Raw genomic sequence first — 24189 nt, forward strand, 5'->3', positions numbered from 1 at the left:
AGGAGGAGACGGCCAATGAGCCAACTCTTCAAATCATTTGATGCGTCGGAAAAAACGCAGCTCATCTGTTTTCCATTTGCCGGCGGCTACTCGGCATCATTTCGCCCTCTCCATGCTTTTTTGCAAGGGGAGTGTGAGATGCTCGCTGCTGAGCCGCCAGGACACGGCACAAATCAAACGTCAGCCATTGAGGATCTCGAAGAGCTGACCGATTTGTACAAGCAAGAATTGAACCTTCGCCCTGATCGGCCGTTTGTGCTGTTTGGACACAGCATGGGCGGAATGATCACATTTAGGCTGGCGCAAAAGCTGGAGCGTGAAGGCATCTTTCCGCAGGCGGTTATCATTTCTGCGATACAGCCGCCGCATATTCAGCGGAAGAAAGTGTCCCATCTGCCTGATGATCAGTTCCTTGATCATATTATCAAGTTAGGCGGGATGCCCGCGGAGCTTGTGGAAAACAAGGAAGTCATGTCCTTTTTCCTGCCTTCCTTCCGATCAGATTACCGGGCTCTTGAGCATTTTGAGCTTCACGATGTAGCCCCGATTCAATCACCTGTCCATGTCTTTAATGGACTTCGTGATGAAAAATGTATTCGGGATGCGGAAGGCTGGGAGAAATGGGCGAAAGACATCACGTTTCATAAATTTGACGGCGGGCACATGTTTCTGCTGTCACATACGGAAGAAGTGGCAGAACGGATTTTTGCGATCTTGAATCAGCATCCGATCTATCAATTGTGATCGAAAGCGGACAGCGTATGCTGTTCCGCTTTTTTGTATTAAATGTAAAATTTTATATGATATAATAGTTGCAATACTCAATCAAAGGCAGGTAGAAACATGCATGCATCTCCCAAGATGAAATGGTTTGTATTGCTGTTTACGTTTGTTTTTGCCATTGGAATGAACTCATTCAGAAACTCCTTTCAATTTTTTATGCTGCCGATGGCGGATACCTTCCATGCTGACAGGTCGCTGATTTCGCTTTCAGTCAGCATTTTTATGATCACCACGGGCATCGTTCAGTTTTTTGTCGGGTTTTTTATTGACCGGTTTAGTGTCAGAAAAATTATGGCGCTTGGAGCTATTTGTATCAGTGCAAGCTTTTTGGTGCTTCCGTATTCACCGAATGTTCATGTGTTTTCTGCCATTTACGGAGTGCTCGGCGGAATCGGCTATTCCTGTGCGGTCGGTGTGACGGCCCAATATTTCATCAGCCGCTGGTTTGACACACACAAAGGCCTGGCGCTCGCTATTTTGACCAATGCCAACTCTGCGGGCCTGCTGCTGCTTTCGCCCATTTGGGCCGCAGCTCCGTATCATGCCGGCTGGCAAAACACCTATACGATATTAGGCATTGTCATGGCGGCTGTTCTGCTGCCGCTCCTCGCCTTCGGGATGAAGCCCCCGCCACATGCGCAAGCGCCGTCAGTAAAAAAATCTTATGACTGGCGAGGATTTTGGAAGGTGGTAAAGCAGTCCCGTCTCATTCATATTCTGTACTTCGGCATGTTTACATGCGGATTTACAATGGGGATCATTGATGCTCATCTCGTTCCAATACTGAAGGATGCGCATGTCTCTCATGTCAACGGAATGGTGGCCGCGTTCGGGGCGTTTATTATCATTGGCGGATTACTGGCGGGCTGGCTGTCAGATCTCCTCGGCAGCAGAAGCATGATGTTGTCTATCTTATTTTTCATTCGGCTGCTCAGTCTAATTTGTCTGCTCATTCCCATTCTTGGAATCCACCACAGCGAACTTTGGTACTTCGGGTTTATCCTGTTATTCGGGCTCAGTTACACAGGTGTAATCCCGCTGACCGCGGCGTCTATTTCAGAGAATTATCCAACAGGATTGATCGGCTCGCTGTTAGGCATCAATTTCTTTATTCATCAGATTGCCGGGGCTCTCAGTGTGTATGCAGGCGGTTTGTTTTTTGACATGAGCCATGATTATATGCTGATTGTTGTTGTGTGCGTCGTGTTTGTAGGTGTATCGGCTGTAATAGAGCTGGTGCTGTTTTTAGATAAACAGAAGACAAAAGGAACGCATGAATCATTATAATAGGACCAGCACTGTCAGCGCTGATCCTTTTTGAATTTTACTTTTTTTGATTCGGTATGATGAAGGATAATGCCCCTGAATCTGTTCATTTCCTCTTTAGAATGAAAAAATGTTTTGGTACCGCATTGGCTGCTGGATGTATTAATCCGGAAGATATTCTTATATTCGAAAACAGCGGTTACTTCATTCCAATGAAAAATGAGGTCATACTTTTTAGAACATATACGGATTCTTCTTTATTTAGGGTATACGTTCTTTTGGATTTAATCCGTTCGTTCTTCTTGTATGCTCTAGAGAACTTTACATATAGAAGAAGGAGGAGCAGCAGTGTAAACAGAACAGACATCACGATAATGAAAATACTATTCATAAACAAGTTAAACGCTTCGCTGCCATAAACAATACGGGGCCACCCGTTAATGAAATGAACTGCAGCAAAAATGGCGCAAAACAACAGAAAGTAAAAGAGTGAGATTTTTCCGACCTGATAAAAAAAGATTTCCCTTACATCCTTAAAAGTAATTTCTATGATGTTCCCCGGCCTTCGCGTAGGGGCCTCTGTTTTGCCGGATGTGCTGGCTGACACGTTTCACACGTACAAAAAGCTGAACGACATCGACTGCTCGATGATTTCTCAAGCTGCGTTAGAAATTTATCTGAAAAGCGGCATGTATGGCAGGCATAAGGAGAAAATAGCGCATCCTATAAGGAACGGTCACTGAGGCTTCATCAAGCCATTCAAACATATAGGCAGCTGGGGAGCGGCCGCTTTACGTTCTCCAGCGGGCAGGCACCCTGCATGCACACTCATCTGGAGCTTTTTCAAGATCTGCCAGCCTCAAGGGTGATTCAAAGGCTGAAAAAACAAGGGGTTCTCCTTGAGGCGATAGACCGTCATTACTTATCAGATCTCATCCGAAAGAAAATCTATTAAAAATCAATATTTCCAATGTGAAAACGGAAGATATTGACCATGGCATCAAGCTGCTGATGAGCCACTTATAAAAGCGCTTCGTACGAGATCATTGTGAGATTCTCGGGGAAATCAGGGTGCGCGGCGCATACGGCCATTTTGTAGCCGGGATCCACCTCATAGGTTTTGATATAGCATGGTGTATGGCTGTCTGTAAGCTCAATGGACACTTGTCCGTCCTGATGCAGGCGCACTGAAAAGGAATCTAGCGGAAGCGATAAGCCTTTGCCTTCCTGTTTGATATAGCTTTCTTTCATTGACCATAGATGATAAAAATAGTCTGTCTGCTCGTCCTTGTTTTTTGCTAAAAGGTCACTGTACTCTGTTTTTGAAAAGAAACGTTTGGCGATATCAAGGCTGATTGGTTTCATTTTTTCAATATCGATGCCGATCGGCTGTGAATCAAACGCACAAACGATCCAGCGGCCGGAGTGAGAAATGTTAAAATGGGCGTCAGGAAGATCAGGGATGAAGGGCTTCCCGTATTCCTGTGCGCTGAAGCGGATGTCAGCTTTGTCCAGCTGATGCTGCCCGCTGATGACTGAGCGAACGAGCACATCTCCCAGCAGGGTGCGGTGAGCATCTTCTTTATGATAAAATCTCCGGCATTTCTCCCGTTTTTCAGGTGAGATGAAAGACATGAACCGGTCAGTCTCTTCCTGGGAAAGCGGCCGGTCCATATAAATTCCGTAAATTTTCATTCTAGATCCTCCGTCTGCAAAAGATTGTCAAAACCATCCTATCATACTTCAACAAGACTCATATAGAGGAGAAAATAAAAAAACAAAGCCGAAACGGCTTTGTTTTAGTGTATAGGCGGAGTTGCTTTCACAGCGGCTGTCCGCCTTGCCACAGCATAATTCAGCAGCTGGATGGACTGCGGCAATGAAAAGCGCAAAATGATACCGGTGAGGATGGCGGTCAAAATTGTACCTAAACCGATCGGACCGCCCATGCCCCATGCCGCAAACAAAATTGTTATTTCCATGCCGTTCCGCACCCATTGCACATTCCAGCCGGTTTTTTCTGTAATCAGCATCATCAGTGAATCACGCGGCCCCGCGCCAAGGCCCGCTGATACATAAACACCGACGCCGTAGCCGATCAGCAGCACGCCGAGAGAGAAGACGATGACGGAGCCTGTGTAGGTGGAGGGGGCAGGCAGAAGAAAATTGAAAAAATCTATAAAAACACCAATGAGCACCATGTTCAGGATCGCCCCAATTTTTGGCCAAGTCCTCGTAAACAATGATGTTAATCCGACGATGAGCGCTCCAATAATGATGGACCACTGGCCGACGGTAAGCCCGAAATGCTGAAACAGGCTGTAATGAAATGCATCCCACGGACTAATGCCGAGTGCTTTCCCTTCTATCGTCAGGGATACACCAAAAGCTAAAATAATCAAACCGGCAAAATAAAATGTCCAGCGCAGAACAAGTTCTTGCTTCACGTGAGGTCCCTTCTTTCGTAAAATTCAGTCGAGTGTCATTGTAGCACATCTGACAAAAGGGCGGAATAGGCGAAAGGGGCTCAACCATAAAAAACAGGGCTGAGGCAGCCCTGTTTTTCTTTTTACAGCGGGTTCAAAATCCGGTTTAAGAACCGCTGCGTCCGTTCTTCTTTTGGTGCGGAGAAAATTTGCTCCGGCGGTCCCTGTTCCACGATGACGCCGCCATCGATGAAGACGACTTCGTCCGCCACATCCTGGGCGAATTTGATTTCGTGGGTCACGACGACCATGGTCCAGCCTTCGTTGGCCAAATCCTTGATAACCTTCAGCACCTCTCCGACAAGCTCGGGGTCAAGCGCTGAGGTCGGTTCGTCAAACAGCATGAGCTCAGGCTGAATGGCCAATGCGCGGGCGATGCCGACGCGCTGCTGCTGGCCGCCGGAGAGCTGGAACGGATATAAGTCCATTTTGTCCTTCAATCCGACTTTTTCAAGAAGCTGAATTGCTTCTTTTCTGACTTCCTCTTTGTTCCGTTTTTGCACCTGAACAGGGCCCTCCATCACGTTTTCAAGGGCTGTGCGGTGCGGGAACAAGTGATACGCCTGAAATACCATTCCGGATTTCCGGCGCAGCTTTAGGATATCTGCCTGTTTCACTTTTTTGGAGAAATTGATGGAGAATTCATCAAATGAAAGTTCCCCGCGATTTGGGATCTCCAGCGCATTCAGGCAGCGGAGCAACGTCGTTTTCCCTGAACCTGAAGGCCCAAGTATGGCGATGACTTTTCCTTTTTCAATCTTTATATCTATCTTTTTTAAAATTTCATTTTCACCGAATGATTTGTTTAATCCTTTAACGGTAAGCATACTCGGAACCTCCTTATTTGGCCACGTAGCGGTCAAGACGCCGTTCGATGACATGCTGGACGAGTGAAAGCAGGAAGCAGATTATCCAATAAATAAAGGCTGCTTCAATATAGATCACTAAAATCTGATCAAGATTCCGCGCGCCGATTTCCTGAGCTTTTCTGAACAGCTCAGCGACCAAAATCTGAGAAGCGAGGGACGTATCTTTGATCAGGCTGATAAAGGTATTGGATAATGGCGGGATCGACACACGAAACGCCTGCGGCAAAATGACGCGGAACAGCGTTTTCTGATGTGTCATGCCAATTGTGTAACCGGCTTCCCATTGCCCTTTCGGCACGGATAAAATAGATGCCCGGATGATTTCAGATGCATAGGCACCGACGTTTAATGAAAAGGCGATAACTGCGCTTGGAAATGGATCTAATGTGATGTTAAAGGCCGGGAACAAATAGAAAATGATGAACAATTGAACGAGAAGAGGAGTGCCCCGTATCGCGGATACGTATATGCTGAACACCCATCTCAAAGGTCTCACTTTCGACATTCTGGCAAGCGCCGTCATCAGCGCCAGTATCATTCCGAATATAAAGGAAAGAATGGTAAGGGGAATCGAATAGTAGATTCCCCCTGAAAGTATCGGCCAGAATGACTGCTGCACCAGATCCCACGGGATCGCCGTGCCAAGCGTCAATGCCGGCAGATTATTTAGAAACATCTTCGCCGAACCATTTTTTAGAAATTTTAGAAAGAGTCCCGTCCTCTTTCATTTCTTTTAAAGCTGTGTTGACTTGATCAACAACTTCGTCGCTTCCTTTGCGGAACGTGAAGTACGTTTCTTGAGGATCACCTGTTTCAAACGCAATTTTCACGTTTTTGTTGCCTGATGTTTTTAAATAGTTCAATACGGCAAGCTTATCGTTGTATGTCATATCGACGCGGCCCTGCTGAATCAATTGTAGGGATTGTGCCAAGCCTTCAACACCTTCAACTTTCGCGCCCGCATCTGTAGCTAATTTATTATAGTTGCTTGTCAGTGATTGAGCTGACGTTTTCCCTTTTACATCTGCTTCTGACTTAATATCGTTGTTGTCTTTTTTCGTCACGACAACGGCTCTCGATGTTGTGTATTTATCTGAGAAATCATATTTGTCTTCACGATCTGTTTTTCCGACTTGGTTGGCAATGACGTCAAATCGTTTGGAATTCAGGCCGGCAAACATGCTGTCCCATTGCGTTTCTTTAAAGTCGGCTTTCAGTCCCAGACGTTTTGCGACTTCTGTAATGACTTCCACATCATAGCCAGTCAACTTGTCAGTGTCCTTGTCGTGGTAAGTGAACGGTTCATATGTTCCTTCCGTACCGACTGTCAGCACACCTTTTTTCTTAATAGAAGCCCAAAGATCGCCGTCTTTGGCATTATCTTTTGACTGATTGTTATTTCCTGCTCCGCAAGCTGCGAGAACGGCAATGCTTACGACCATGAATAAAGCCAATAATGCTTTTTTCATCTTATTCCCCACTTTTCTGGTTGATTTTATTGAAATAAAGAAATAGCTTACAAATCTAAAGGATAACTTTTTTTTAGTATGAGTCAAGTAATTGGTTTTCATAAGGCAAAATCTTTTAAAACAAATCCAAAAATTGCTGTACCGGTTTTGGCAAATAACTGTCTGTTCTCCAGATGACTGCCGGTGTCATAATGAAAGGATTGTTTTCGATATGGACGGTGTGAACATGGTTTCTCATATGAACGGGAATCATCGTGACGGGCAGAATGGATGCGCCGAATCCGGATGAGACGAGACTGAGCAAAGTTGCGGAATCGTGGCATTCGCAAACAATGCGCGGTTCCAGATTCAAACGATGAAATTCATTCATGACCTGATTATAGACGCCCTTCCCGTTGACAGGCCGCAGCAAAATCAGCGGAAAGGAAGGAATATCCTCCATTTTAATCGTGTCACCGCACGGATACCCGGCTTCTTCTGAAAGCACGAGCACACATGGAATATCATCAAGCTGTTTGAATTGAACTGTATCGCTTTTGATCAGCGTCGTGGTGACCGCAGCATCAATTTGACGGCTTTCAAGCAGCTCAAACAGTGTCGCAGGCTCATTCTCCCAAATGTTAAAGGTGAGGTGCGGGTACCTCTCTTTGATCTGTGTTACTTTTTCAAGCATCAGAGCCGCGCAATAAATCGTTGAACCCACGGCCAGCGTGCCGGCTACCTCTTCCTTCAGCTCTTGTACCTCAATGACTGCATCTTCAAACCTGTGCAGAATCTCTTTGGCCCTTTTCAGAAAAACAGTTCCTTCATATGTAAGCGTCATTTGTTTTTTCTTATTCCGGTCAAATAGAACAACACCTAGCTCGTCCTCCAGTTGTTTCAGCTGCCTGCTTAAAGGTGGCTGCGCCATATGAAGCTTTTTGGCGGCGGATGTGATTTTTTGTTCTTGGGCAATGGTAATGAAATATCGAAGCTGGCGAATGTCCAAAAGAAAGCGCCTCCTTACTATACCTTTTAGGTATTAAATATAGATTTAACAGATATTTTTCATATGGATATATCAGGAGTATGATGGAAATGAAAACAGAATTCAAGCGTAAAGGAGGGGGCAAAGTGAAACTCGTTGTCGGAATGACAGGGGCAACAGGGGCTATTTTCGGGGTCAGGCTGCTTGAGTGGCTGAAGGTCGCCGAAGTAGAAACCCATCTTGTTGTGTCTCCTTGGGCTAACGTCACGATCAAACACGAAACAGGCTATACCTTAAAAGAAGTAGAACAACTGGCCACATACAATTATTCGCATAAGGACCAGGCGGCAGCCATTTCAAGCGGGTCGTTTGATACGAATGGAATGATTGTTGCGCCATGTAGCATGAAATCTCTCGCAAGCATTCGCACAGGGATGGCGGATAATCTGCTGACGCGCGCGGCGGATGTCATGCTTAAGGAGAGAAAGAAACTCGTCCTTTTAACGAGAGAGACACCTTTGAACCAGATTCATCTCGAAAATATGCTAGCGCTTACGAAAATGGGTACCATCATTCTTCCTCCGATGCCGGCATTTTATAATCAGCCGAGCAGTTTAGAGGAAATGGTCGACCATATTGTATTCAGAACGTTGGACCAATTCGGCATTCGCCTCCCTGAAGCGAAACGCTGGAATGGGATTGAAAAACAAAAAGGAGGAGCTTGATCATGGCTTATCAAGATTTCAGAGAATTTCTCGCTGCCCTTGAAAAAGAAGGACAGCTGCTAACAGTGAATGAAGAGGTAAAGCCCGAGCCGGATTTAGGGGCCGCAGCACGCGCTGCCAGCAATCTTGGAGATAAAAGCCCCGCGCTCTTATTTAACAATATTTACGGCTATCACAACGCACAAATTGCGATGAATGTGATCGGCTCTTGGCCGAACCATGCGATGATGCTGGGCATGCCAAAAGACACGCCAGTGAAAGAACAGTTTTTTGAATTCGCGAAACGTTATGACCAGTTTCCAATGCCGGTCAAACGTGAGGAATCAGCGCCGTTTCATGAAAATGAAATCACAGAAGATATAAATTTGTTCGATATACTGCCCCTTTTCAGAATTAATCAAGGAGACGGCGGTTACTATTTAGACAAAGCATGTGTCATTTCACGCGATCTTGAAGATCCTGACAATTTCGGCAAACAGAATGTCGGCATATACAGAATGCAGGTGAAAGGAAAAGACCGCCTTGGCATTCAGCCTGTGCCGCAGCATGATATTGCGATCCATCTGCGTCAAGCTGAAGAACGCGGCATCAATCTGCCGGTTACCATTGCGCTCGGCTGTGAGCCAGTCATAACAACCGCGGCATCGACTCCGCTTCTTTATGATCAGTCAGAATACGAAATGGCAGGCGCCATTCAAGGCGAACCATATCGCATCGTGAAATCTAAGTTGTCTGATCTTGATGTTCCATGGGGCGCTGAAGTAGTGCTTGAGGGTGAAATCATTGCCGGTGAGCGTGAATATGAAGGGCCGTTCGGTGAGTTCACAGGCCATTATTCCGGCGGACGCAGCATGCCGATCATCAAAATTAAACGCGTGTATCACAGAAACAATCCGATTTTTGAACATCTATACTTAGGCATGCCTTGGACAGAATGTGATTACATGATCGGCATTAACACTTGTGTGCCGCTTTATCAGCAGTTAAAAGAAGCGTATCCGAATGAAATTGTGGCTGTGAACGCCATGTACACACATGGTTTGATTGCAATTGTTTCCACAAAAACACGCTATGGGGGATTTGCGAAAGCGGTCGGTATGCGCGCTCTTACAACGCCGCACGGGCTCGGCTATTGCAAAATGGTCATTGTCGTTGACGAGGATGTCGACCCGTTCAACCTGCCGCAGGTCATGTGGGCGCTTTCAACCAAAATGCATCCGAAGCACGATGCGGTCATCATTCCAGACTTATCTGTCCTGCCGCTTGACCCAGGATCTAATCCATCAGGAATCACTCACAAAATGATTCTTGACGCCACTACACCGGTTGCGCCGGAAACAAGAGGCCATTATTCACAGCCGCTTGATTCACCATTAACAACGAAAGAATGGGAACAAAAATTAATGGACTTCATGAATAAATAAGGAAAGGATGATCGAAATGCATACATGTCCTCGATGCAATTCAAAAAAGGGAGAACTTATGAGCAAATCGCCTGTGGAAGGCGCTTGGGAAGTTTATCAGTGTCAAACATGTTTTTTTACATGGAGATCCTGTGAGCCGGAAAGCATTACAAATCCAGCGAAATACAATCCGGCATTTAAAATTGATCCGAAGGAAACAGAAACAGCAATTGAAGTTCCGGCTGTGCCGGAGCGAAAGGCTTGATCAGCGTGAACTGTATGTCAGACCGCCTTTTTGAGCTGCTTGACGGGAATCGCTTGAATGAGAAGCAGCATGAGGCTTTCGTTCTGCAAACGGTAGCGGAGGACGGCTGGCCGCACGCCGCTATGATCAGTGCGGGAGAAATCATTGCAATAAGCCGAACAGATGTCCGAATCGCTCTGTGGAAAAACACAGCGACTGCAGCCAACATCCTTTGCACAGGAAAAGCGCAGTTCACGGCATGGTGGAAGGGAGCCGCTCATTATGTGAAGCTGCAATGCGAGCCTTTGCCGCCTCTAAAAGAAGCCGAATATGACAGAGAACGTTTTGCCTGCCGTATTGTCTCGGTGAGGGAGGACGTGGCGAGTTATGCTGATTTGACTTCTGGTGTCCGTATCCAGCTTCACAGTCCTGAAGAGGTGCTGAACAGATGGGAAAAGACGCTGGAGGAATTAAAAAGGTAATAACGATAGCCTGACGCCATGCGTCAGGCTTTTTTTATATAATGAAAACAAAGGGGGCGTGAGAAATGGAACGTACAGGGATCTGTCACTCGGACGGTTTTGATTTATCCTATCGAATCGAGGGGGAGGGCGCAACCATCCTTGTGATCGGAAGTGCGGTTTACTACCCGCGTCTTTTTTCCTCAGACATCAAACAGAAATATCAATGGATATTTGCTGATCACAGAGGATTTGCCAAGCCAAAGCGGGCACCGCGGGCAGAGGACTCGAGGCTTGATGCCGTTTTGGAGGATATAGAAAGGGTTAGAATGTCTCTACAGCTGGAGGATGTCGTCATCTTGGGCCATTCTGGACATGCATTTATGGCTTTAGAATATGCCAGGACATATCCTAAACATGTCCGGAAGGTTGCGCTTTTCAACACTGCACCTGATAATAGTGAAGCAAGACAGCGAAAAAGTGAATCGTTTTTCATGGAGACAGCCAGTCTTGAGAGAAAAAAACGTTTTGAAAAAGATATTGCGAATTTGCCGCTGGACATCAAAAAAGATCCTGAGAGACGCTTTGTGCACATGTGTATTCGCGCTGAAGCGAAAAGCTTTTATCAAGAGCGGCCCCATGCTGCTGCTTTATGGGACGGTGTTTTCACGAATATGCCGATTATCGATGAATTATGGGGCCATACATTTGCCCAGCTTAACCTTATTCAGAGGTTAGCTGATGTTCAAGTGCCGGTCTACATCGGCTTAGGAAGATATGATTATCTAGTTGCGCCTGTTACACTGTGGGATGCTGTTGACGGTTTATATCCGCATGTGGAGAAGATTATTTTTGAGAAGAGCGGCCATCAGCCAATGCTGGAAGAACCGCAAGTCTTTGATCGAAGCTTCAGCAAATGGATGGATAAATAAAAAAACAGCCTGCGGGCTGTTTTTTTATTACAGTATCCCTTTCATCGCACGCTTAATAATTGGCGAGAGCAGCAGCAGAATGCCACCGAGGATGATAGAAATCAAGCCGATGGTGCCGAAGTAAGTTGTTTCAGGGATTTTATCAAATAACCCGGCTACTTGGGCATTAATCGCTTGGGCTGATGCATTCGTCAGCATCCACAGACTCATTGTTTGTGCAGAGAATGCAGATGGCGCAAGTTTTGTTGTGACGGATAATCCGACTGGTGACAAGCATAACTCTCCTAGCACAACAAGCAGGAAACTGAGAACAAGCCAAAGCGGGCTTACGAGTGCCTCTTTTCCTTGCATAGCCGGGAATACCATAATGACAAATGACAAGCCGGCTAAAATAATTCCGATTGAGAATTTAACTGGTGTAGACGGCTGGCGTTTGCCAAGCTTCATCCAGAGCCATGCGAAAATTGGCGCAAAAATGACGACAAACAATGGGTTTAATGATTGGAACCAAGAGGACTGAAGTTCTAATCCGCCCAACGAAAGCTTTGTGCGTTCATCAGCGTATAACGCAAGAATGGTTGCTCCCTGTTCCTGAATCGCCCAGAACATGACAGCAGCGATAAACAAAGGAACGTAAGCGGCAAGACGAGATTTTTCTGTTTTGTCCGCTTTTTTGCTTGTAAACATGATAATGAAATAAACGATAGGAATCAAAATACCGAGAATACTTACAAGATTGATGAACCGATTGATTGTCAGCACGCCTGTTTGTACAGCGATAATCGCAGCAACCGCTATCACGATCACTCCGATACTAGTGCCGATCGCTGATTTTTTAGACAGCGGATTCGGCACATTCGAACCTGCAATCCCGAGGTTTTTCTTTCTTGTTAAAGCAAATACGATTAGTCCGAGAAGCATTCCGACTGCGGCAGCTCCGAAGCCGAGATGATAGTTGTACTTCTGTCCGAGTGTTCCGACAATTAACGGCGCGAGTAAACCACCGAGGTTGATTCCCATATAGAAAATACTGAAACCCGAGTCACGGCGCGGGTCTTCTTTCGTATAAAGATCCCCAACTACGCTTGAGACGTTTGGTTTTAATAGGCCAGTTCCGATAATAATCAGTGCCATGCTGATATAGAATGCTGTCGCGCTGCCCGGATAGGCGAGTGCAATGTGACCGAACATAATGAATATGCCGCCGTAAAACACGGTGTTTGCGGTACCAAATATCCGGTCTGCGAGCCATCCGCCAATAATACTGGACATGTATACGAGAGATCCGTAGATCGACATAATGGCAACTGCTGTGCCCTTGTCAAAACCAAGCCCTCCGTTTACCGTCTCTGTATACAAATAGTAAAGTAAGATTGCTCTCATTCCATAGTAAGAGAAACGCTCCCAAAATTCGGTGAAAAATAGTGTAAATAGTCCCCTTGGGTGACCAAAGAACCCTTTTTGCGGGACGCTTTTAATGATACTTTCGTTATCAATCGAAGCCATGTCAGCCAAACCCTTTCTTAAAAGTGTATTATAAAAATCATATTCTTATATAATACTTGTGTCAATATAATTTATACTCATTTCAAATAGTTCCATAATGGAAAAGTTATAAATGTATAAAAATAGTGTTTTTGTCCTGATAATTAAGTCCTTTTTTGTAAGGTTTTCTTACAAGACTATTCCTTTATATTTTTTTAATAAAATTATAGAAAAATGTACAAGCGGATCGGGCCTTTGTGAGTATTATGATAGTAATCATAGAGAAGGAGGCTCACAATTGGCTGAATTCATATTAAATGCGTCGGATTTCGGTATCTTAGGAGATGGTAAAACGGATTCAACAGGACTGATTAATCAATGCCTCAGTGCGGCTGTTTCGAAAGGATATCATACTGTCTGGTTTCCAAAGGGAACATATTTAATAGACGGAACGTTTGGGGGAGATCCCAATCAGAAGTTTCGAAATGCTGGGATCATAGTTCCCGGCAATCTTGAGATTGTGATGGACCCCGAGTGTATCATCAAGGTGATCCCAAACAGTTCGTGGGGTTATTCCGCATTTTATGTAGGCAAGCAAGAGAATATAACCATTTCCGGGGGACAAATTATCGGCGAGCGTGACGAGCATACGTATGTGTCTGCGGGGATAAGGTCAACCCATGAATGGGGCTTCGGCATTTGCATTGAAGGATGCTCGAATGTTGTCATTGATGATGTCAGAATTTCTGATTTTACCGGCGACGGGATCATTGTCAGCCCGAGGGGATTAAAGACAAATAATGATTATCGAACGTCAGAGCATATTACCATTCGCCGCTGTGAGGTACGGCGGTCGAGGAGAAATAACATTTCCATAACCGGATGTGACATGGTCACGGTGGAGGAGTGCGTAATTGCAGATGCTGGAACGGGAAATGGGACAGCGCCGAGATTCGGAATTGACATAGAAGGATATGGCGAAGGTGATGTGGATTATGAAGAACCGATCAATGTATCTATTCGCAACAACCATTTTATCGGCAACGTTTCCAGTTCCGTGACCAATTTTAACGGGTACGGCATTTCAATAGAAGGAAACCATTCAGACAATACGATCAGCTACGGATATGGAACGCAAACAGTGATCAAGGGAAATATCCTGAGACGGGCGGAAGGCGCGGCTGCTGCGCCTCGAGTTGGAATTACCGGACTCGGTGTGTCACAAGGAAAAGAGAGCAGTGATGCGGTCATCGCAGGGAATCTCATTACCGGGTTTTCAACCGGGATTGATGTCAGGGGAAAGAGCGTACTTGTCACCAACAATAAAATCAGCAACTTTGAAAACACAGGGGTAATGGTTTATCAGTCTTCCGACGTAAAGGTAGACGGCAACCAGATTCAAAACGGATTGTCTAACACAATGCGCAGTACCGGCCTTCGCGCAGTGCTGTCAGAAGATACCGCATTTCTGAATAACTGCCTCATTCAAGTTATTGACGGCGTGAACATTTCCGGAGGCGATATGATCATTAAAGATAATGTGCTGAGAAAATTCAGCCGGGGAATCTGGATCGCTCAAGGAAACGCGGTGATTGAAGGAAATATACTAAATCCTGACGCGTTTGAAGCAGCCCCGGAATCATATGCTCTTTCTGTTACGAATAGTGCTAGCGCTATTATCAAAAACAACACATGTAAAGAGTTTAAAAATTACCCAATTTACTGTTCCACAAGTGCAAAAACCTCAATTTTCAGCAACCACTTTGAGAGATCTCCACTTTTGGTTACGATCTATATCAACGCCGGTGTGCATGAAATTTTTGATAACACCATTTCAGTCAACAGAACAGCCGGAAATCCGATTGTCATTTATATCAACGGTTCTGCAGGCTCTATCATCTCTGGAAACACCATCAATAACCTCTCCGCAGGCATGGCGACAGCCATTCAAACAAACACCTCAACGAATTCCAAAATCATTGGCAATCGCATCTTCAAAGGAACCATCAACAAACATAGCAGCGATACAGCAGACGGCAATATTATCGCTTGAAAAAACGCCCCGCTTCAGGGGTTCTTTTTTTTCGATTTATAGGTTGCATACACTTCTCTCACTAGTATGAAAACAAAAAATAAAATCACGACCCATTCTGCAAACGTCGTCATCTTAAAGCTGGACATATTGTTATAAATGGCTTTCGTCAAACTGAAACCCTGAATCATGTCCATCAAAACAGAAATGGTTAATAAACAAATCAATAAGACCCCTGTCACGCCTAATATCTTCATGGTTCATCACCCTCCGCTTTTAGTGTCTATCTTTATCGGAAAAGTTATACCGCAGCCATCAGTATGCATAATATGAACTCCAAAAGGAAGAATATGAGAAAATAACAAGGAAAGGTATTTTGTGTATGCCTTTATTTTCTAAGCAAAAGAAAGAGACCGATTCGAAAGATAAACAGAGTACAGAAGGAAAGAATCAGGATCAGTTGCAAGAAAAAGAAAGACCGGTTCTTATTTCCGCAAGTTTGACTAAAAACATAGCGGAAACGAAGAAGGAAGTCGGATGCAGTTCCGATGTCATTATTCGTGAGATCAAAATTGGTGAGCAGGACCGTGTCCATCTAGCTATTATTTATATAGCAGGACTGGTCGATAATAGCACGATCCATGAATCGTTAATTGAGCCTTTGGTACAGGATGAGTCTATCCAAAACCCTCATGCGATCCAGCAGATTTTAGAAAAAATGCTCCCATTAGGCGGAGTGAAAGCGGAAAAGAGCTGGGACAACCTTTTTTCTGAATTAATGCTCGGCAATGCGCTCGTTTTTGCAGACGGTTCTGAAGAGGCACTTATCTGCAGCACTCAAGGGGGAGAACAGCGTTCCATCCAAGAACCGAGCACCCAGGTGTCCTTCCGCGGCCCGCGCCAAGGGTTTACAGAGTCTCTTCAAACCAATATTTCCATGATTCGGCGATACATCAAAAATCCGAATGTATGGGTAGAAAAAATGAAAATCGGGTCTGTAACCCACACGGATGTCGCGCTCATGTACATTCATGGCATTTGTGATGAAAAGGTGCTGAAGGAAGTGAAGCAGCGCCTGAAAAAAATAGACATAGACAGTATTTTAGAATCTGGATATATTGAGCAGCTGATTGAAGATGAAACCTTTACGACGTTTCCGACCATGTATCATACAGAACGCCCTGATGTTGTAGCGGGAAATCTGTTAGAAGGAAGATTTGCGATTGTTGTGGACGGAACGCCGTTTGTTCTTATTGCACCGGCCTTATTTGTTCAATTCTTTCAATCTGTTGAAGATTACTATTCGCGTTTTGACATTGCGACGAGCATACGGGTTCTGCGGGTTTTAGTCTTTTTTATTTCACTCGTGGCTCCGGCTGTTTACGTGGCAGCCACTACATTTCACCAGGAAATGATCCCGACGCAGCTGTTAGTTGTGATTGCAGCCCAGCGGGAAATTGTCCCGTTTCCAGCTGTCGTCGAAGCACTTACGATGGAGGTTGCTTTTGAGATTCTCAGAGAAGCCGGCGTCAGGCTGCCGCGTGTCGTAGGCTCGGCTGTATCGATTGTAGGTGCGCTTGTTATCGGACAGGCTGCCGTACAGGCTGGTATCGTCTCTCCGGCCATGGTCATTATCGTTGCGATTACCGCGATTGCCAGCTTTGCGACACCCGCTTTCGCCATGGCGATTTCAGCCCGTCTCATTCGATTTATCTTTATTATTGCGTCCTCTATTATGGGGTTTTACGGGCTGATTTTAGGCATCATTATGATGTTTGTCCATTTATGCAGCCTGCGCTCATTTGGTGTTCCTTATATGTCACCGCTTGCTCCCTTTTCTTCCCAAGGAGTAAAGGATGCACTTTTCCGGGTTCCATGGTGGGCTGATGAAAATAGGCCGGAATCGATTAGCAAGCAAGATAAGGTACGGCAGGGGGATGATCAGCGCCCAGAACCTGACGCTTCACGCGGAATGGTAAACAAGGACTTGGAAGAAGGGGATCAGAATGGTGCGTAAACGTGTATTAGCCGTTCTCATGCTTTTGAGTGTGATTGTGCTGCCCGGCTGCTGGGATAAGCGGGAACTGACGGACCTTGCGATTATTTCGGCGATTGGCATCGATCGAACGAACGAAGGCAATTACGTGCTGCATCTTCAAATTATCAATCCCGGAAATGTTGCCGGCGGGCTTCAGGGAGGCGGTGCTGGAGACAGGCCGCCTGTATCCGTTTATTCAATTGAAGGCGACAACATGACGGAAGCGCTCAGAAAAGCTTCCATGAAGGTATCCCGGCGGCTTTACTTTGCCCATACCAATCTCGTTGCGATTAGTGAAAAGCTGGCCAGAGAGGAAGGCTTGGATTTTGTGTTAGATAATCTGGATCGCGACACAGAATTCAGGACAACGGCCACGGTTGTCATCGCTCATAAAACGAAAGCGGAAAACATCGTGAAAATCCTGACGCCGATTGATAAAATCCCGTCAAATAAAGTCAATAAAACACTCGATTTCACGGAGGCGCAATACGGACGGGTGGTCAAAACCAATATTCAGGACGTCCTGAAACAACTTGCCATCAACACAAGAGCACCGGTTATCCCAGGATATATGATGATTGGAGACGATAAAAAAGGAATCAGCATGGAAAACACGCAGGCGACAGATCCAAAAGCCATTCTTCAGGCAGACGGTTTGGCGGTTTTTAATAAGTCAGGACATTTAAAGTATTGGATCGAGGATAGGGAAAGCGTTGGAGCTGTCTGGCTTATGAACAAGGTTCAGCATACATTTATTAATGCTGATTGGGACAAGACAAAGGACGCGGTCAGCTTACAGGTCACTCATCAAACCACAAAGCTCGTACCTGAGATGCGGAACGGACGTCCGCACATCCACGTGCGTGTGGCGGTTGAAGGAATTATAGATGCTGTCAAATACCCTTTCCAATTGTCTGATCCAAAGGAGCTGTCTGCCATTGAAAAAGCTCTCAACAAAGAACTGGAAAAGGAAATCATCAACACTGTGGAAATGGTTAAGAAGAACAAAATTGATTTTATCGGTTTTGGTGACACGATATACAGAAGGTTTCCGAAGCAGTGGAAAAAAATGAAAGACACTTGGGATAAAGAGTATTTGCCCGAACTGCCAGTCGATGTGAAGGCAGAGACGTATATCAGAAGAACGGGATTGCGAAACAATCCAATTCAACACCAGCTTGAAGGTGAATAGGTCTGTAGAAAGGGGACATGCCAGGTGGAAAAAGCCAAAATCAGCATACGGCAGCTGTTTGTCATGCTTATCATTTTTGAGCTGGGCAGCTCTTTATTGATAACACCGGGTTCAATGGCTGGCAGGGATGCTTGGATCGCAGTTCTATTAGGCTGTGCGGCCGGTTTGTTACTATACTATTTGTATCAAGGCATTTATCAATGTTACCCCGAATCTTCACCGAAAGAATATATGGATGATATGCTGGGAACCAAGCTAAGCTGGCTGTTTTCATTTCTGTATATCCTGTACTTTGCCTATATCGCCGCCCGGGTGCTGCGAGATTTTGGGGAAATGCTGTTAACGTTTGCCTATCATGATACGCCAATTCTGATCGTAAACGCTTTATTAATGATTGTTAGCATATATGCCGTCAGAAAAGGAATTGAAGTGCTCGCACGTGCGGCTGAGCTTCTTTTCGGAGCCATGTATTTACTGGGCGCCCTCGGCCTTGTTCTGATTATTGTATCGGGTTCGATAGATACGCAGAATTTAAAACCGATCCTAGAAGACGGCATTGTTCCTGTCATTCACTCTGTTTTCACACAGACCATGTACGTTCCGTTTGGTGAAGTGGTTTTATTTGTGATGATATTCCCTCATCTTAATGACCGAAAAGATGTGAAGAAAGTGGGAATGGCCGCCATAGCCATCAGCGGATTGGTTGTGGCGCTGAGCGTGGCAATTAATATCAGCGTGCTCGATGTTGATCTTACACTCAGATCCCAGTTTCCGCTTTTAAGTACGATTCAGACGATTAAGGTTGAAGAATTTCTAGACCGTCTCGATGTCTTTTTTATGCTGGCGCTGATCATCGGCGGTTTCTTCAAGGTCAGCCTCTATTTATACGCAGTGGTGGTGGGCACGTCCACGCTCTTTAAGGAAAAAAAACCTTCACAATTGGCTTATCCAATGGGATTGGGCATCCTAATCCTTTCTATTACGATTGCGACTAATTTTTCAGAGCATCTGAACGAAGGCCTAAAGGTGGTGCCGCTGTATATTCATTTGCCCTTTCAGCTTTTGTTTCCGCTTTTCTTGTTTATCATAGCCGTTTGGAAAAAGAAGCGAAGAGAGAAATCAAAGGGATCGGAAAAAAAGAAACAATAAAAAGAGCGGGGGGATGCAGCCGCCGCTCTTTTTATGTTCACTTCTATATAAAAGGGGGATTTAGGTTGCGCCCCTGTCTGCACTGGCAGAGGCGCGGTTTTGTTATACGACTGCGACGTTTTCCTTCACAGTAAAGCTTCCTCTTGAGAGCCTGATATTGATGTCCGATACTTTTGCAATTTGCTCGTCGTGCGTTACCATGATAACGCATTTATTTTCCTTGTGCGCCAGATCTTGAAAAAGCCGCACGATTTCTTTTGATGTATCCTCATCAAGGTTTCCGGTCGGTTCATCGGCTATGATGAGATCCGTGTCACAGCAGAAAGCTCTTGTAATTGATATCCGCTGCTGCTGTCCGCCGCTTAGTGTCAGCACTTTTTGCCGTGCTTGTTTTTCACTGATGCCAACCTTCTGCAGCATATCCAGCGCATACGCTTCTTTGTTCTTTTCTTTAGAACCTGTGATTTCCATGGCAGTTGTGACGTTCTGCAGAGCCGTCATATATGGAAGCAGGTTATACGCCTGAAACACAATTGATACATATTGGTTTCTGAAATTTGTTAAGCCGATTTTGGAAACCGCTTTTCCATCGTAAAGGATCGTTCCTTCTTTTGGTGCGTCAAGTCCGCCTGCCAAAGACAGAAAAGTGGTTTTCCCTGTCCCTGATGTGCCGACGATTGTATAGAATTTTCCTTTTTGAAAGCTGATGTTGATATCCTGAAACAATGGCTGGCTTTTGTCTTTATACCAGTAGCCGACTTGTTGAAATTCTAATAAGCTCATAGGTTTCGCCTCTCTCTATTCCTGTTTTGTCAATATCGTTTTCGGATGGAGCCGCAGTACTGAGATAGACGGCAGCAATGTGGCAATGATGGCGATTAAGATGCCGATCCCGCCAAGTACAAGCATGTCGTTCATAGAAACCGCAACGTTCAGTGAATCAATAACGTTTACGTTTGATGAGCTGTTTCCAAACATTCGGCCGCCCATGCCGCCACCGCCGCCAGGCATTTGTCCGTTTGCGGTTTGTGTAGAATCAGTTGATGAACTGATCTGCTGGGATAAAAGCTGATTGCCGAGCTGGTTCGCGACTAGATTTCCCGTTACCGATGCAAGGCCGATTGCGATAACAGCCACGATCAGAATCTCCGTTAAGAACTGTCCAATCAATTTCCAGCGTTTTTCACCGATTGCCATTAACACGCCCATCTCATATTTGCGCTCTCTGATTGACATCATGACAATCAGGCCAAGAATGACAGCGCCTGCCACTGATACAAGATACACGACGTTTTTAGAGAAAGAAGCTACATTTTCAATCGGGCCGACCATTTGCTGGTAAAGCTGATCGTTTGTATTCAGTGTGTACGTATCGAAGTCAATTGATGTTTTCTTCGCTGCTTTTACGAAAGCGTCCATATTTTTCGCATCGTCCATATAGTAAACAGCTGAGTCAATTGTATTTTTATAGTCGTCACCTTTCAGCGCTGCTGTTGTGGTATAAGGCGTGTAAAGCTTGTTGTAAGGATTTAAGAAAGAGAAATTTTGGGCTTGGTCGTCGCCTGAAGACGTTGTTTTATAGATACCGACAATCTTCAGCTTCACTGTTGTATCTTCGTCTGTTGCTGATTCAATTGTGATCGAATCTCCAACGCTTAAATCATTTTCTTCCGCTAATGTTTCGTTGATTACTGTTACCTTTTGGCCGATATCAGATTTTGTAATGGCGCGTCCATCAGTGATTTTGGCATCTCCGTCAGAGAAATCATCAACTAACGCAGTGCTGATGACACCTTCAATTGAAAGATCGGCTTGAACCATTTGCGGTCCGCCTTGTCCGCCGCCTTGGCTGTTTTTAGCATTTGAGCTTGAACTGCTGCTGGAATCACTTGAACTAGAGCTTGAGCTTTCAATAGCATCAAAGTTTCCCGCGTTGGCTGAAGCTGATGTGATGTAGTTGTAGCTCTTCACATGATCAAGTGCTGCAAGCTTGTTTGCATCAGACACTTTGATCGGTGTTGATTCAAATCTGCGTTTTTCTCCGCTGTCCTTCTGTTTTTCCATTTGCTTTTGGCGGTCAACTTGAAGCGTTACGCTTCCGCCGAGCTCCTGTCTGGCCAGCTCGCTTGATTTTTGTGCTGCCGACTGGATGGTGAGACCTGACAGAACAAAGACGCATATAACTGTAAACACAAATAATTGCAATAACGTTTTTCCCTTTTTAGCCTTCATATTCCAAAAGGCCCGTTTGATAAAGTTCATTTATGTTCCTCCGTATAGGTATTTTTATTGATAAGGCCGTCTGTGGGGCGGGCCTGCTTGTTGATAAATTAATAGTAGTTCAAAGGTATGAAAAAACTATGAACAATCTATTTCTAGTTGATGAAATAAAAACTAACAATTGTGAAACACAAAACCTTCTGTATAAAATGGTGCTATTATATAAAAAAGCATCAAACCAACCGGAGGATATAATGAAAATATTAATGATAGAAGATAATGTTAGTGTATGTACGATGACGGAGATGTTCTTTTTTAAGGAAGGGTTTGAAGCGGAATTCGTTCATGACGGTTTAGAGGGGTACCAGCGTTTTACGGAGGAAAATTGGGATCTGATCATTTTAGATATTATGTTACCTTCCATGGACGGCGTGACCATTTGCAGAAAAATAAGAGAGACAAGCACGGTGCCGATTATCATGCTGACTGCCAAAGATACTGAATCAGATCAGGTCATCGGTTTTGAGATGGGAGCGGACGATTATGTCACAAAGCCATTCAGTCCGCTGACATTGGTTGCCCGCATCAAAGCAGTCATCAGAAGATACCGGGCGACAGGCAAGGCGGTCATTGATGAAGATATGATCGAATCGGAATACTTTACAATTAATAAGAAGACGAGAGAAGTATTTTTAAACGGAGAGCCTATAGAAAACCTCACGCCGAAGGAATTCGATCTGCTTTATTACCTTGTCCAAAATCCGCGGCAGGTGTTCTCCAGAGAACAGCTGCTTGAGCATGTATGGGGCTACCAGTTCTACGGAGATGAGCGAACGGTAGATGTTCATATCAAACGGCTGCGGAAAAAGCTTGGCAGCGAAGACAAACCTTTCTTATACACTGTGTGGGGAGTAGGGTATAAATTTGATGAAGATTAAATATTTATATCAGCTGCTTCTGAGCCATATCAGCATTTTGATTTTAGCGTTTGTTATTATTATTTCTCTATTTTCCCAATTTGTGAAAGAGTTTGCCTATCAAAACAAAGTAGAGGAATTGACGTCATATGCGTTGCAGATCGCAAACGAATTCCAAGCCGGCCAGGTTGACATGCGCAGACTGTATCCATATCAGGATATTTTAAGCACAAGAAAGACACAGTTTATTATCTTTAATGAAGAGCAGCAGCCTTATTTTCTTCCTGAAGGCTTTCACCATCAACCAAGGGAAAAGCTGAAGAAATCGGAATGGAATAAGCTGAAAAAAGGGCAGACTGTCATGATCAGGGCAGATGGCCGTTTTGATGATGAAGTGTCCCTTGTGGCGCAGCCTATATTTGTTCAGAACGAATTTAAAGGCGCCGTTCTGCTAATTTCTCCGATCAGCGGTGTTGAACAGATGGTCAATCAAGTCAACCTCTATATGTTTTACGCTGTGATCAGCACGCTTGTCATTACCATTCTTGTCAGCTGGCTTCTGTCCAAATTCCATGTCAAACGGATCCAAAAGCTGAGAGAAGCGACGGATAAAGTGGCTTCCGGCGATTATGACATCCACTTAGAAAACAGCTACGGGGACGAAATTGGTGTGCTGGCGTCTGACTTTAATATCATGGCGAAAAAATTAAAGCAATCAAGGGATGAAATCGATCGCCTTGAGAAGCGGAGAAGGCAGTTTATCGCAGACGTATCACATGAATTAAAAACACCGCTGACGACGATCAACGGTTTGGTTGAAGGGCTGAATAGCCATACGATTCCTGAGGATAAGAAGGATAAATGCTTCTCGCTAATCAGTGAGGAAACGAAGCGCATGCTGCGGCTCGTAAAAGAAAATCTGGATTATGAAAAAATCAGATCCCAGCAAATTACCTTGAACAAGCTTGATGTTCCGCTGATCGAAGTTTTTGAAATCGTGAAAGAGCACTTGGAACAGCAGGCGAAAGAAAAGCAAAACAAGCTGGTTATTCAGGTAGAGGATAACATCATCGTTCATGCCGACTATGACCGGTTCATTCAGATTCTCGTCAACATTACGAAAAACAGCATCCAATTTACGCAAAACGGTAACATTTGGCTGCGCGGAATAGAAGGGTATAAAGAGACGATTATCGAGATTGAAGATACGGGAATCGGCATCTCAAAAGAGGATATTGAGCATATTTGGGAGCGATTCTACAAAGCTGATATTTCAAGAACAAACACGGCATACGGGGAATACGGACTCGGTCTCTCCATCGTTAAGCAGCTCGTTGAGATGCATCAGGGCACAATAGAAATCAAGAGTGAAAAAGGAAAAGGCACAACATTCATCATTCGCCTTCCTTTAAGGACAAAACAGCCATAACATACAGGGCGGCGGCATCTCAGATGCAGCCGCCTTTTTTGCACTCCGCTTCGGTTTATTGCGTGCTCCCGAAACAAAGATTGCGTGTTTTTCGGGTTGGGACAGTCTGTAAACATGATAAA

23 protein-coding genes and 2 pseudogenes are annotated in these 24189 nt (G+C 44.9%); 14 read left to right on the plus strand and 11 right to left on the minus strand.

The annotated features are described in order from the left end of the window. The first annotated feature begins 15 nt into the window (after nucleotides 1–15). Together srfAD and Q3W56_RS12950 are read left to right on the plus strand one after the other, a co-directional pair. Nucleotides 16–744, plus strand: coding sequence for a surfactin biosynthesis thioesterase SrfAD (gene srfAD, locus Q3W56_RS12945; protein WP_268401536.1), 729 nt, complete (start codon nucleotides 16–18; stop codon nucleotides 742–744). 99 nt (nucleotides 745–843) lie between these two features. Beyond that, nucleotides 844–2070 (plus strand): MFS transporter, encoded by a 1227-nt coding sequence (locus Q3W56_RS12950; protein WP_302895761.1) that lies wholly within the window; start codon nucleotides 844–846, stop codon nucleotides 2068–2070. 14 nt (nucleotides 2071–2084) lie between these two features. Here Q3W56_RS12950 and Q3W56_RS12955 read toward each other — a convergent pair. Next, nucleotides 2085–2602 (minus strand): annotated as a pseudogene (locus Q3W56_RS12955) (YcxB family protein). Between Q3W56_RS12955 and Q3W56_RS12960 the strand changes: the two are divergent. After that, nucleotides 2598–3075 (plus strand): annotated as a pseudogene (locus Q3W56_RS12960) (aminotransferase-like domain-containing protein); the annotation flags it as partial. The pseudogenes Q3W56_RS12955 and Q3W56_RS12960 overlap by 5 nt on opposite strands. Here the strand turns inward: Q3W56_RS12960 and Q3W56_RS12965 are convergent. The 6 genes from Q3W56_RS12965 to bsdA all read right to left on the minus strand — a co-directional run bounded on the left by Q3W56_RS12965 (nucleotide 3070) and on the right by bsdA (nucleotide 7861). Then, a complete protein-coding gene (locus Q3W56_RS12965) occupies nucleotides 3070–3744 on the minus strand; it encodes a 4'-phosphopantetheinyl transferase family protein (RefSeq protein WP_302895762.1) in 675 nt (224 codons plus the stop codon). The pseudogene Q3W56_RS12960 and the gene Q3W56_RS12965 sit on opposite strands and share 6 nt — an antisense overlap. 104 nt (nucleotides 3745–3848) lie before the next feature. Next, nucleotides 3849–4496 carry a YczE/YyaS/YitT family protein gene (locus Q3W56_RS12970; protein WP_019713292.1) on the minus strand — a complete coding sequence of 216 codons (648 nt, stop codon included), beginning with the start codon at nucleotides 4494–4496 and terminating at the stop codon, nucleotides 3849–3851. Nucleotides 4497–4618: 122 nt separating this feature from the next. After that, the gene (tcyC, locus tag Q3W56_RS12975; protein ID WP_302895763.1) at nucleotides 4619–5362 is read right to left on the minus strand and encodes a cystine ABC transporter ATP-binding protein TcyC; all 744 of its coding nucleotides are present in this window, start codon (nucleotides 5360–5362) and stop codon (nucleotides 4619–4621) included. A 13-nt stretch (nucleotides 5363–5375) separates the two neighbouring features. Next, the gene (gene tcyB, locus Q3W56_RS12980; RefSeq protein ID WP_302895764.1) at nucleotides 5376–6080 is read right to left on the minus strand and encodes a cystine ABC transporter permease TcyB; all 705 of its coding nucleotides are present in this window, start codon (nucleotides 6078–6080) and stop codon (nucleotides 5376–5378) included. Next, complete coding sequence (gene tcyA / locus Q3W56_RS12985; RefSeq protein ID WP_302895765.1) at nucleotides 6067–6873, minus strand: cystine ABC transporter substrate-binding lipoprotein TcyA; 807 nt, start codon at nucleotides 6871–6873, stop codon at nucleotides 6067–6069. Before tcyA ends, tcyB begins: the two co-directional genes overlap by 14 nt. Before the next feature lie 115 nt (nucleotides 6874–6988). Continuing rightward, nucleotides 6989–7861 carry a transcriptional regulator BsdA gene (gene bsdA, locus Q3W56_RS12990; protein ID WP_268401555.1) on the minus strand — a complete coding sequence of 291 codons (873 nt, stop codon included), beginning with the start codon at nucleotides 7859–7861 and terminating at the stop codon, nucleotides 6989–6991. Between the two features lie 89 nt (nucleotides 7862–7950). Between bsdA and Q3W56_RS12995 the strand changes: the two genes are divergently transcribed. From Q3W56_RS12995 to Q3W56_RS13015, 5 genes are all read left to right on the plus strand, one after another. After that, a complete protein-coding gene (locus tag Q3W56_RS12995) occupies nucleotides 7951–8565 on the plus strand; it encodes a non-oxidative hydroxyarylic acid decarboxylases subunit B (protein ID WP_302895766.1) in 615 nt (204 codons plus the stop codon). Between the two features lie 2 nt (nucleotides 8566–8567). Beyond that, on the plus strand, nucleotides 8568–9989 hold the full coding sequence (gene bsdC / locus Q3W56_RS13000) for a phenolic acid decarboxylase BsdC (protein WP_302895767.1): 1422 nt from the start codon (nucleotides 8568–8570) through the stop codon (nucleotides 9987–9989). A 16-nt stretch (nucleotides 9990–10005) separates the two neighbouring features. Beyond that, nucleotides 10006–10233 carry a phenolic acid decarboxylase subunit BsdD gene (gene bsdD / locus Q3W56_RS13005; RefSeq protein ID WP_029316981.1) on the plus strand — a complete coding sequence of 76 codons (228 nt, stop codon included), beginning with the start codon at nucleotides 10006–10008 and terminating at the stop codon, nucleotides 10231–10233. Continuing rightward, nucleotides 10230–10694: a pyridoxamine 5'-phosphate oxidase family protein gene (locus Q3W56_RS13010; RefSeq protein ID WP_302895769.1), complete on the plus strand. Its 465-nt coding sequence runs from the start codon at nucleotides 10230–10232 to the stop codon at nucleotides 10692–10694. Before bsdD ends, Q3W56_RS13010 begins: the two co-directional genes overlap by 4 nt. Nucleotides 10695–10759: 65 nt before the next feature. Beyond that, nucleotides 10760–11605 (plus strand): alpha/beta fold hydrolase, encoded by an 846-nt coding sequence (locus Q3W56_RS13015; protein ID WP_302895770.1) that lies wholly within the window; start codon nucleotides 10760–10762, stop codon nucleotides 11603–11605. Nucleotides 11606–11632: 27 nt separating this feature from the next. On the opposite strand, the gene Q3W56_RS13020 is transcribed toward Q3W56_RS13015, so the two are convergent. Continuing rightward, complete coding sequence (locus Q3W56_RS13020) at nucleotides 11633–13111, minus strand: peptide MFS transporter (RefSeq protein ID WP_302895771.1); 1479 nt, start codon at nucleotides 13109–13111, stop codon at nucleotides 11633–11635. A 277-nt stretch (nucleotides 13112–13388) separates the two neighbouring features. On the opposite strand from Q3W56_RS13020, the gene Q3W56_RS13025 reads away from it, so the two are divergent. Next, nucleotides 13389–15143, plus strand: coding sequence for a right-handed parallel beta-helix repeat-containing protein (locus Q3W56_RS13025; protein ID WP_302895772.1), 1755 nt, complete (start codon nucleotides 13389–13391; stop codon nucleotides 15141–15143). A gap of 14 nt (nucleotides 15144–15157) precedes the next feature. On the opposite strand, the gene Q3W56_RS13030 is transcribed toward Q3W56_RS13025, so the two are convergent. Beyond that, on the minus strand, nucleotides 15158–15379 hold the full coding sequence (locus tag Q3W56_RS13030; RefSeq protein ID WP_302895773.1) for a YczF family membrane protein: 222 nt from the start codon (nucleotides 15377–15379) through the stop codon (nucleotides 15158–15160). A 125-nt stretch (nucleotides 15380–15504) separates the two neighbouring features. Here Q3W56_RS13030 and gerKA point away from each other — a divergent pair, with 125 nt between their 5' ends. Genes gerKA through Q3W56_RS13045 form a run of 3 tightly spaced genes read left to right on the plus strand, consistent with a single transcriptional unit; the run spans nucleotide 15505 to nucleotide 19501 of the window. Then, on the plus strand, nucleotides 15505–17139 hold the full coding sequence (gene gerKA, locus Q3W56_RS13035) for a spore germination protein GerKA (RefSeq protein ID WP_302895774.1): 1635 nt from the start codon (nucleotides 15505–15507) through the stop codon (nucleotides 17137–17139). Continuing rightward, nucleotides 17129–18352: a Ger(x)C family spore germination protein gene (locus Q3W56_RS13040; RefSeq protein WP_302895775.1), complete on the plus strand. Its 1224-nt coding sequence runs from the start codon at nucleotides 17129–17131 to the stop codon at nucleotides 18350–18352. Before gerKA ends, Q3W56_RS13040 begins: the two co-directional genes overlap by 11 nt. A 24-nt stretch (nucleotides 18353–18376) precedes the next feature. Beyond that, nucleotides 18377–19501 (plus strand): endospore germination permease GerKB, encoded by a 1125-nt coding sequence (locus Q3W56_RS13045; RefSeq protein WP_302895777.1) that lies wholly within the window; start codon nucleotides 18377–18379, stop codon nucleotides 19499–19501. 102 nt (nucleotides 19502–19603) lie between these two features. Here the strand turns inward: Q3W56_RS13045 and Q3W56_RS13050 are convergent, their stop codons facing one another. Then, a complete protein-coding gene (locus Q3W56_RS13050) occupies nucleotides 19604–20284 on the minus strand; it encodes an ABC transporter ATP-binding protein (RefSeq protein ID WP_302895778.1) in 681 nt (226 codons plus the stop codon). Between the two features lie 15 nt (nucleotides 20285–20299). Then, nucleotides 20300–21763, minus strand: a complete 1464-nt coding sequence (locus tag Q3W56_RS13055; protein WP_302895779.1) for an ABC transporter permease — start codon at nucleotides 21761–21763, stop codon at nucleotides 20300–20302. 212 nt (nucleotides 21764–21975) lie between these two features. Here Q3W56_RS13055 and yclJ point away from each other — a divergent pair, with 212 nt between their 5' ends. Both yclJ and yclK read left to right on the plus strand, forming a co-directional pair. After that, nucleotides 21976–22659 carry a two-component system response regulator YclJ gene (gene yclJ, locus Q3W56_RS13060; protein WP_302895780.1) on the plus strand — a complete coding sequence of 228 codons (684 nt, stop codon included), beginning with the start codon at nucleotides 21976–21978 and terminating at the stop codon, nucleotides 22657–22659. Beyond that, nucleotides 22646–24067, plus strand: a complete 1422-nt coding sequence (gene yclK / locus Q3W56_RS13065; RefSeq protein ID WP_302895781.1) for a two-component system sensor histidine kinase YclK — start codon at nucleotides 22646–22648, stop codon at nucleotides 24065–24067. The genes yclJ and yclK overlap by 14 nt, the downstream gene beginning before the upstream one ends. Nucleotides 24068–24189 lie beyond the last annotated feature (122 nt).

The organism is Bacillus sp. C28GYM-DRY-1, assembly GCF_030519405.1.
Lineage (GTDB): Bacteria > Bacillota > Bacilli > Bacillales > Bacillaceae > Bacillus > Bacillus spizizenii_A.

Coding starts and splice junctions, on each gene's coding strand:
- Q3W56_RS13015 (WP_302895770.1), top strand. CDS start 10,760: ATGGAACGTACAGGGATCTGTCACTCGGACGGTTTTGATTTATCCTAT.
- Q3W56_RS13020 (WP_302895771.1), bottom strand. CDS start 13,111: ATGGCTTCGATTGATAACGAAAGTATCATTAAAAGCGTCCCGCAAAAA.
- srfAD (WP_268401536.1), top strand. CDS start 16: ATGAGCCAACTCTTCAAATCATTTGATGCGTCGGAAAAAACGCAGCTC.
- bsdC (WP_302895767.1), top strand. CDS start 8,568: ATGGCTTATCAAGATTTCAGAGAATTTCTCGCTGCCCTTGAAAAAGAA.
- Q3W56_RS13030 (WP_302895773.1), bottom strand. CDS start 15,379: ATGAAGATATTAGGCGTGACAGGGGTCTTATTGATTTGTTTATTAACC.
- gerKA (WP_302895774.1), top strand. CDS start 15,505: ATGCCTTTATTTTCTAAGCAAAAGAAAGAGACCGATTCGAAAGATAAA.
- Q3W56_RS13050 (WP_302895778.1), bottom strand. CDS start 20,284: ATGAGCTTATTAGAATTTCAACAAGTCGGCTACTGGTATAAAGACAAA.
- tcyB (WP_302895764.1), bottom strand. CDS start 6,080: ATGTTTCTAAATAATCTGCCGGCATTGACGCTTGGCACGGCGATCCCG.
- Q3W56_RS12950 (WP_302895761.1), top strand. CDS start 844: ATGCATGCATCTCCCAAGATGAAATGGTTTGTATTGCTGTTTACGTTT.
- yclJ (WP_302895780.1), top strand. CDS start 21,976: ATGAAAATATTAATGATAGAAGATAATGTTAGTGTATGTACGATGACG.
- tcyA (WP_302895765.1), bottom strand. CDS start 6,873: ATGAAAAAAGCATTATTGGCTTTATTCATGGTCGTAAGCATTGCCGTT.
- Q3W56_RS13040 (WP_302895775.1), top strand. CDS start 17,129: ATGGTGCGTAAACGTGTATTAGCCGTTCTCATGCTTTTGAGTGTGATT.
- bsdD (WP_029316981.1), top strand. CDS start 10,006: ATGCATACATGTCCTCGATGCAATTCAAAAAAGGGAGAACTTATGAGC.
- Q3W56_RS12995 (WP_302895766.1), top strand. CDS start 7,951: ATGAAAACAGAATTCAAGCGTAAAGGAGGGGGCAAAGTGAAACTCGTT.
- tcyC (WP_302895763.1), bottom strand. CDS start 5,362: ATGCTTACCGTTAAAGGATTAAACAAATCATTCGGTGAAAATGAAATT.
- Q3W56_RS12965 (WP_302895762.1), bottom strand. CDS start 3,744: ATGAAAATTTACGGAATTTATATGGACCGGCCGCTTTCCCAGGAAGAG.
- Q3W56_RS13055 (WP_302895779.1), bottom strand. CDS start 21,763: ATGAACTTTATCAAACGGGCCTTTTGGAATATGAAGGCTAAAAAGGGA.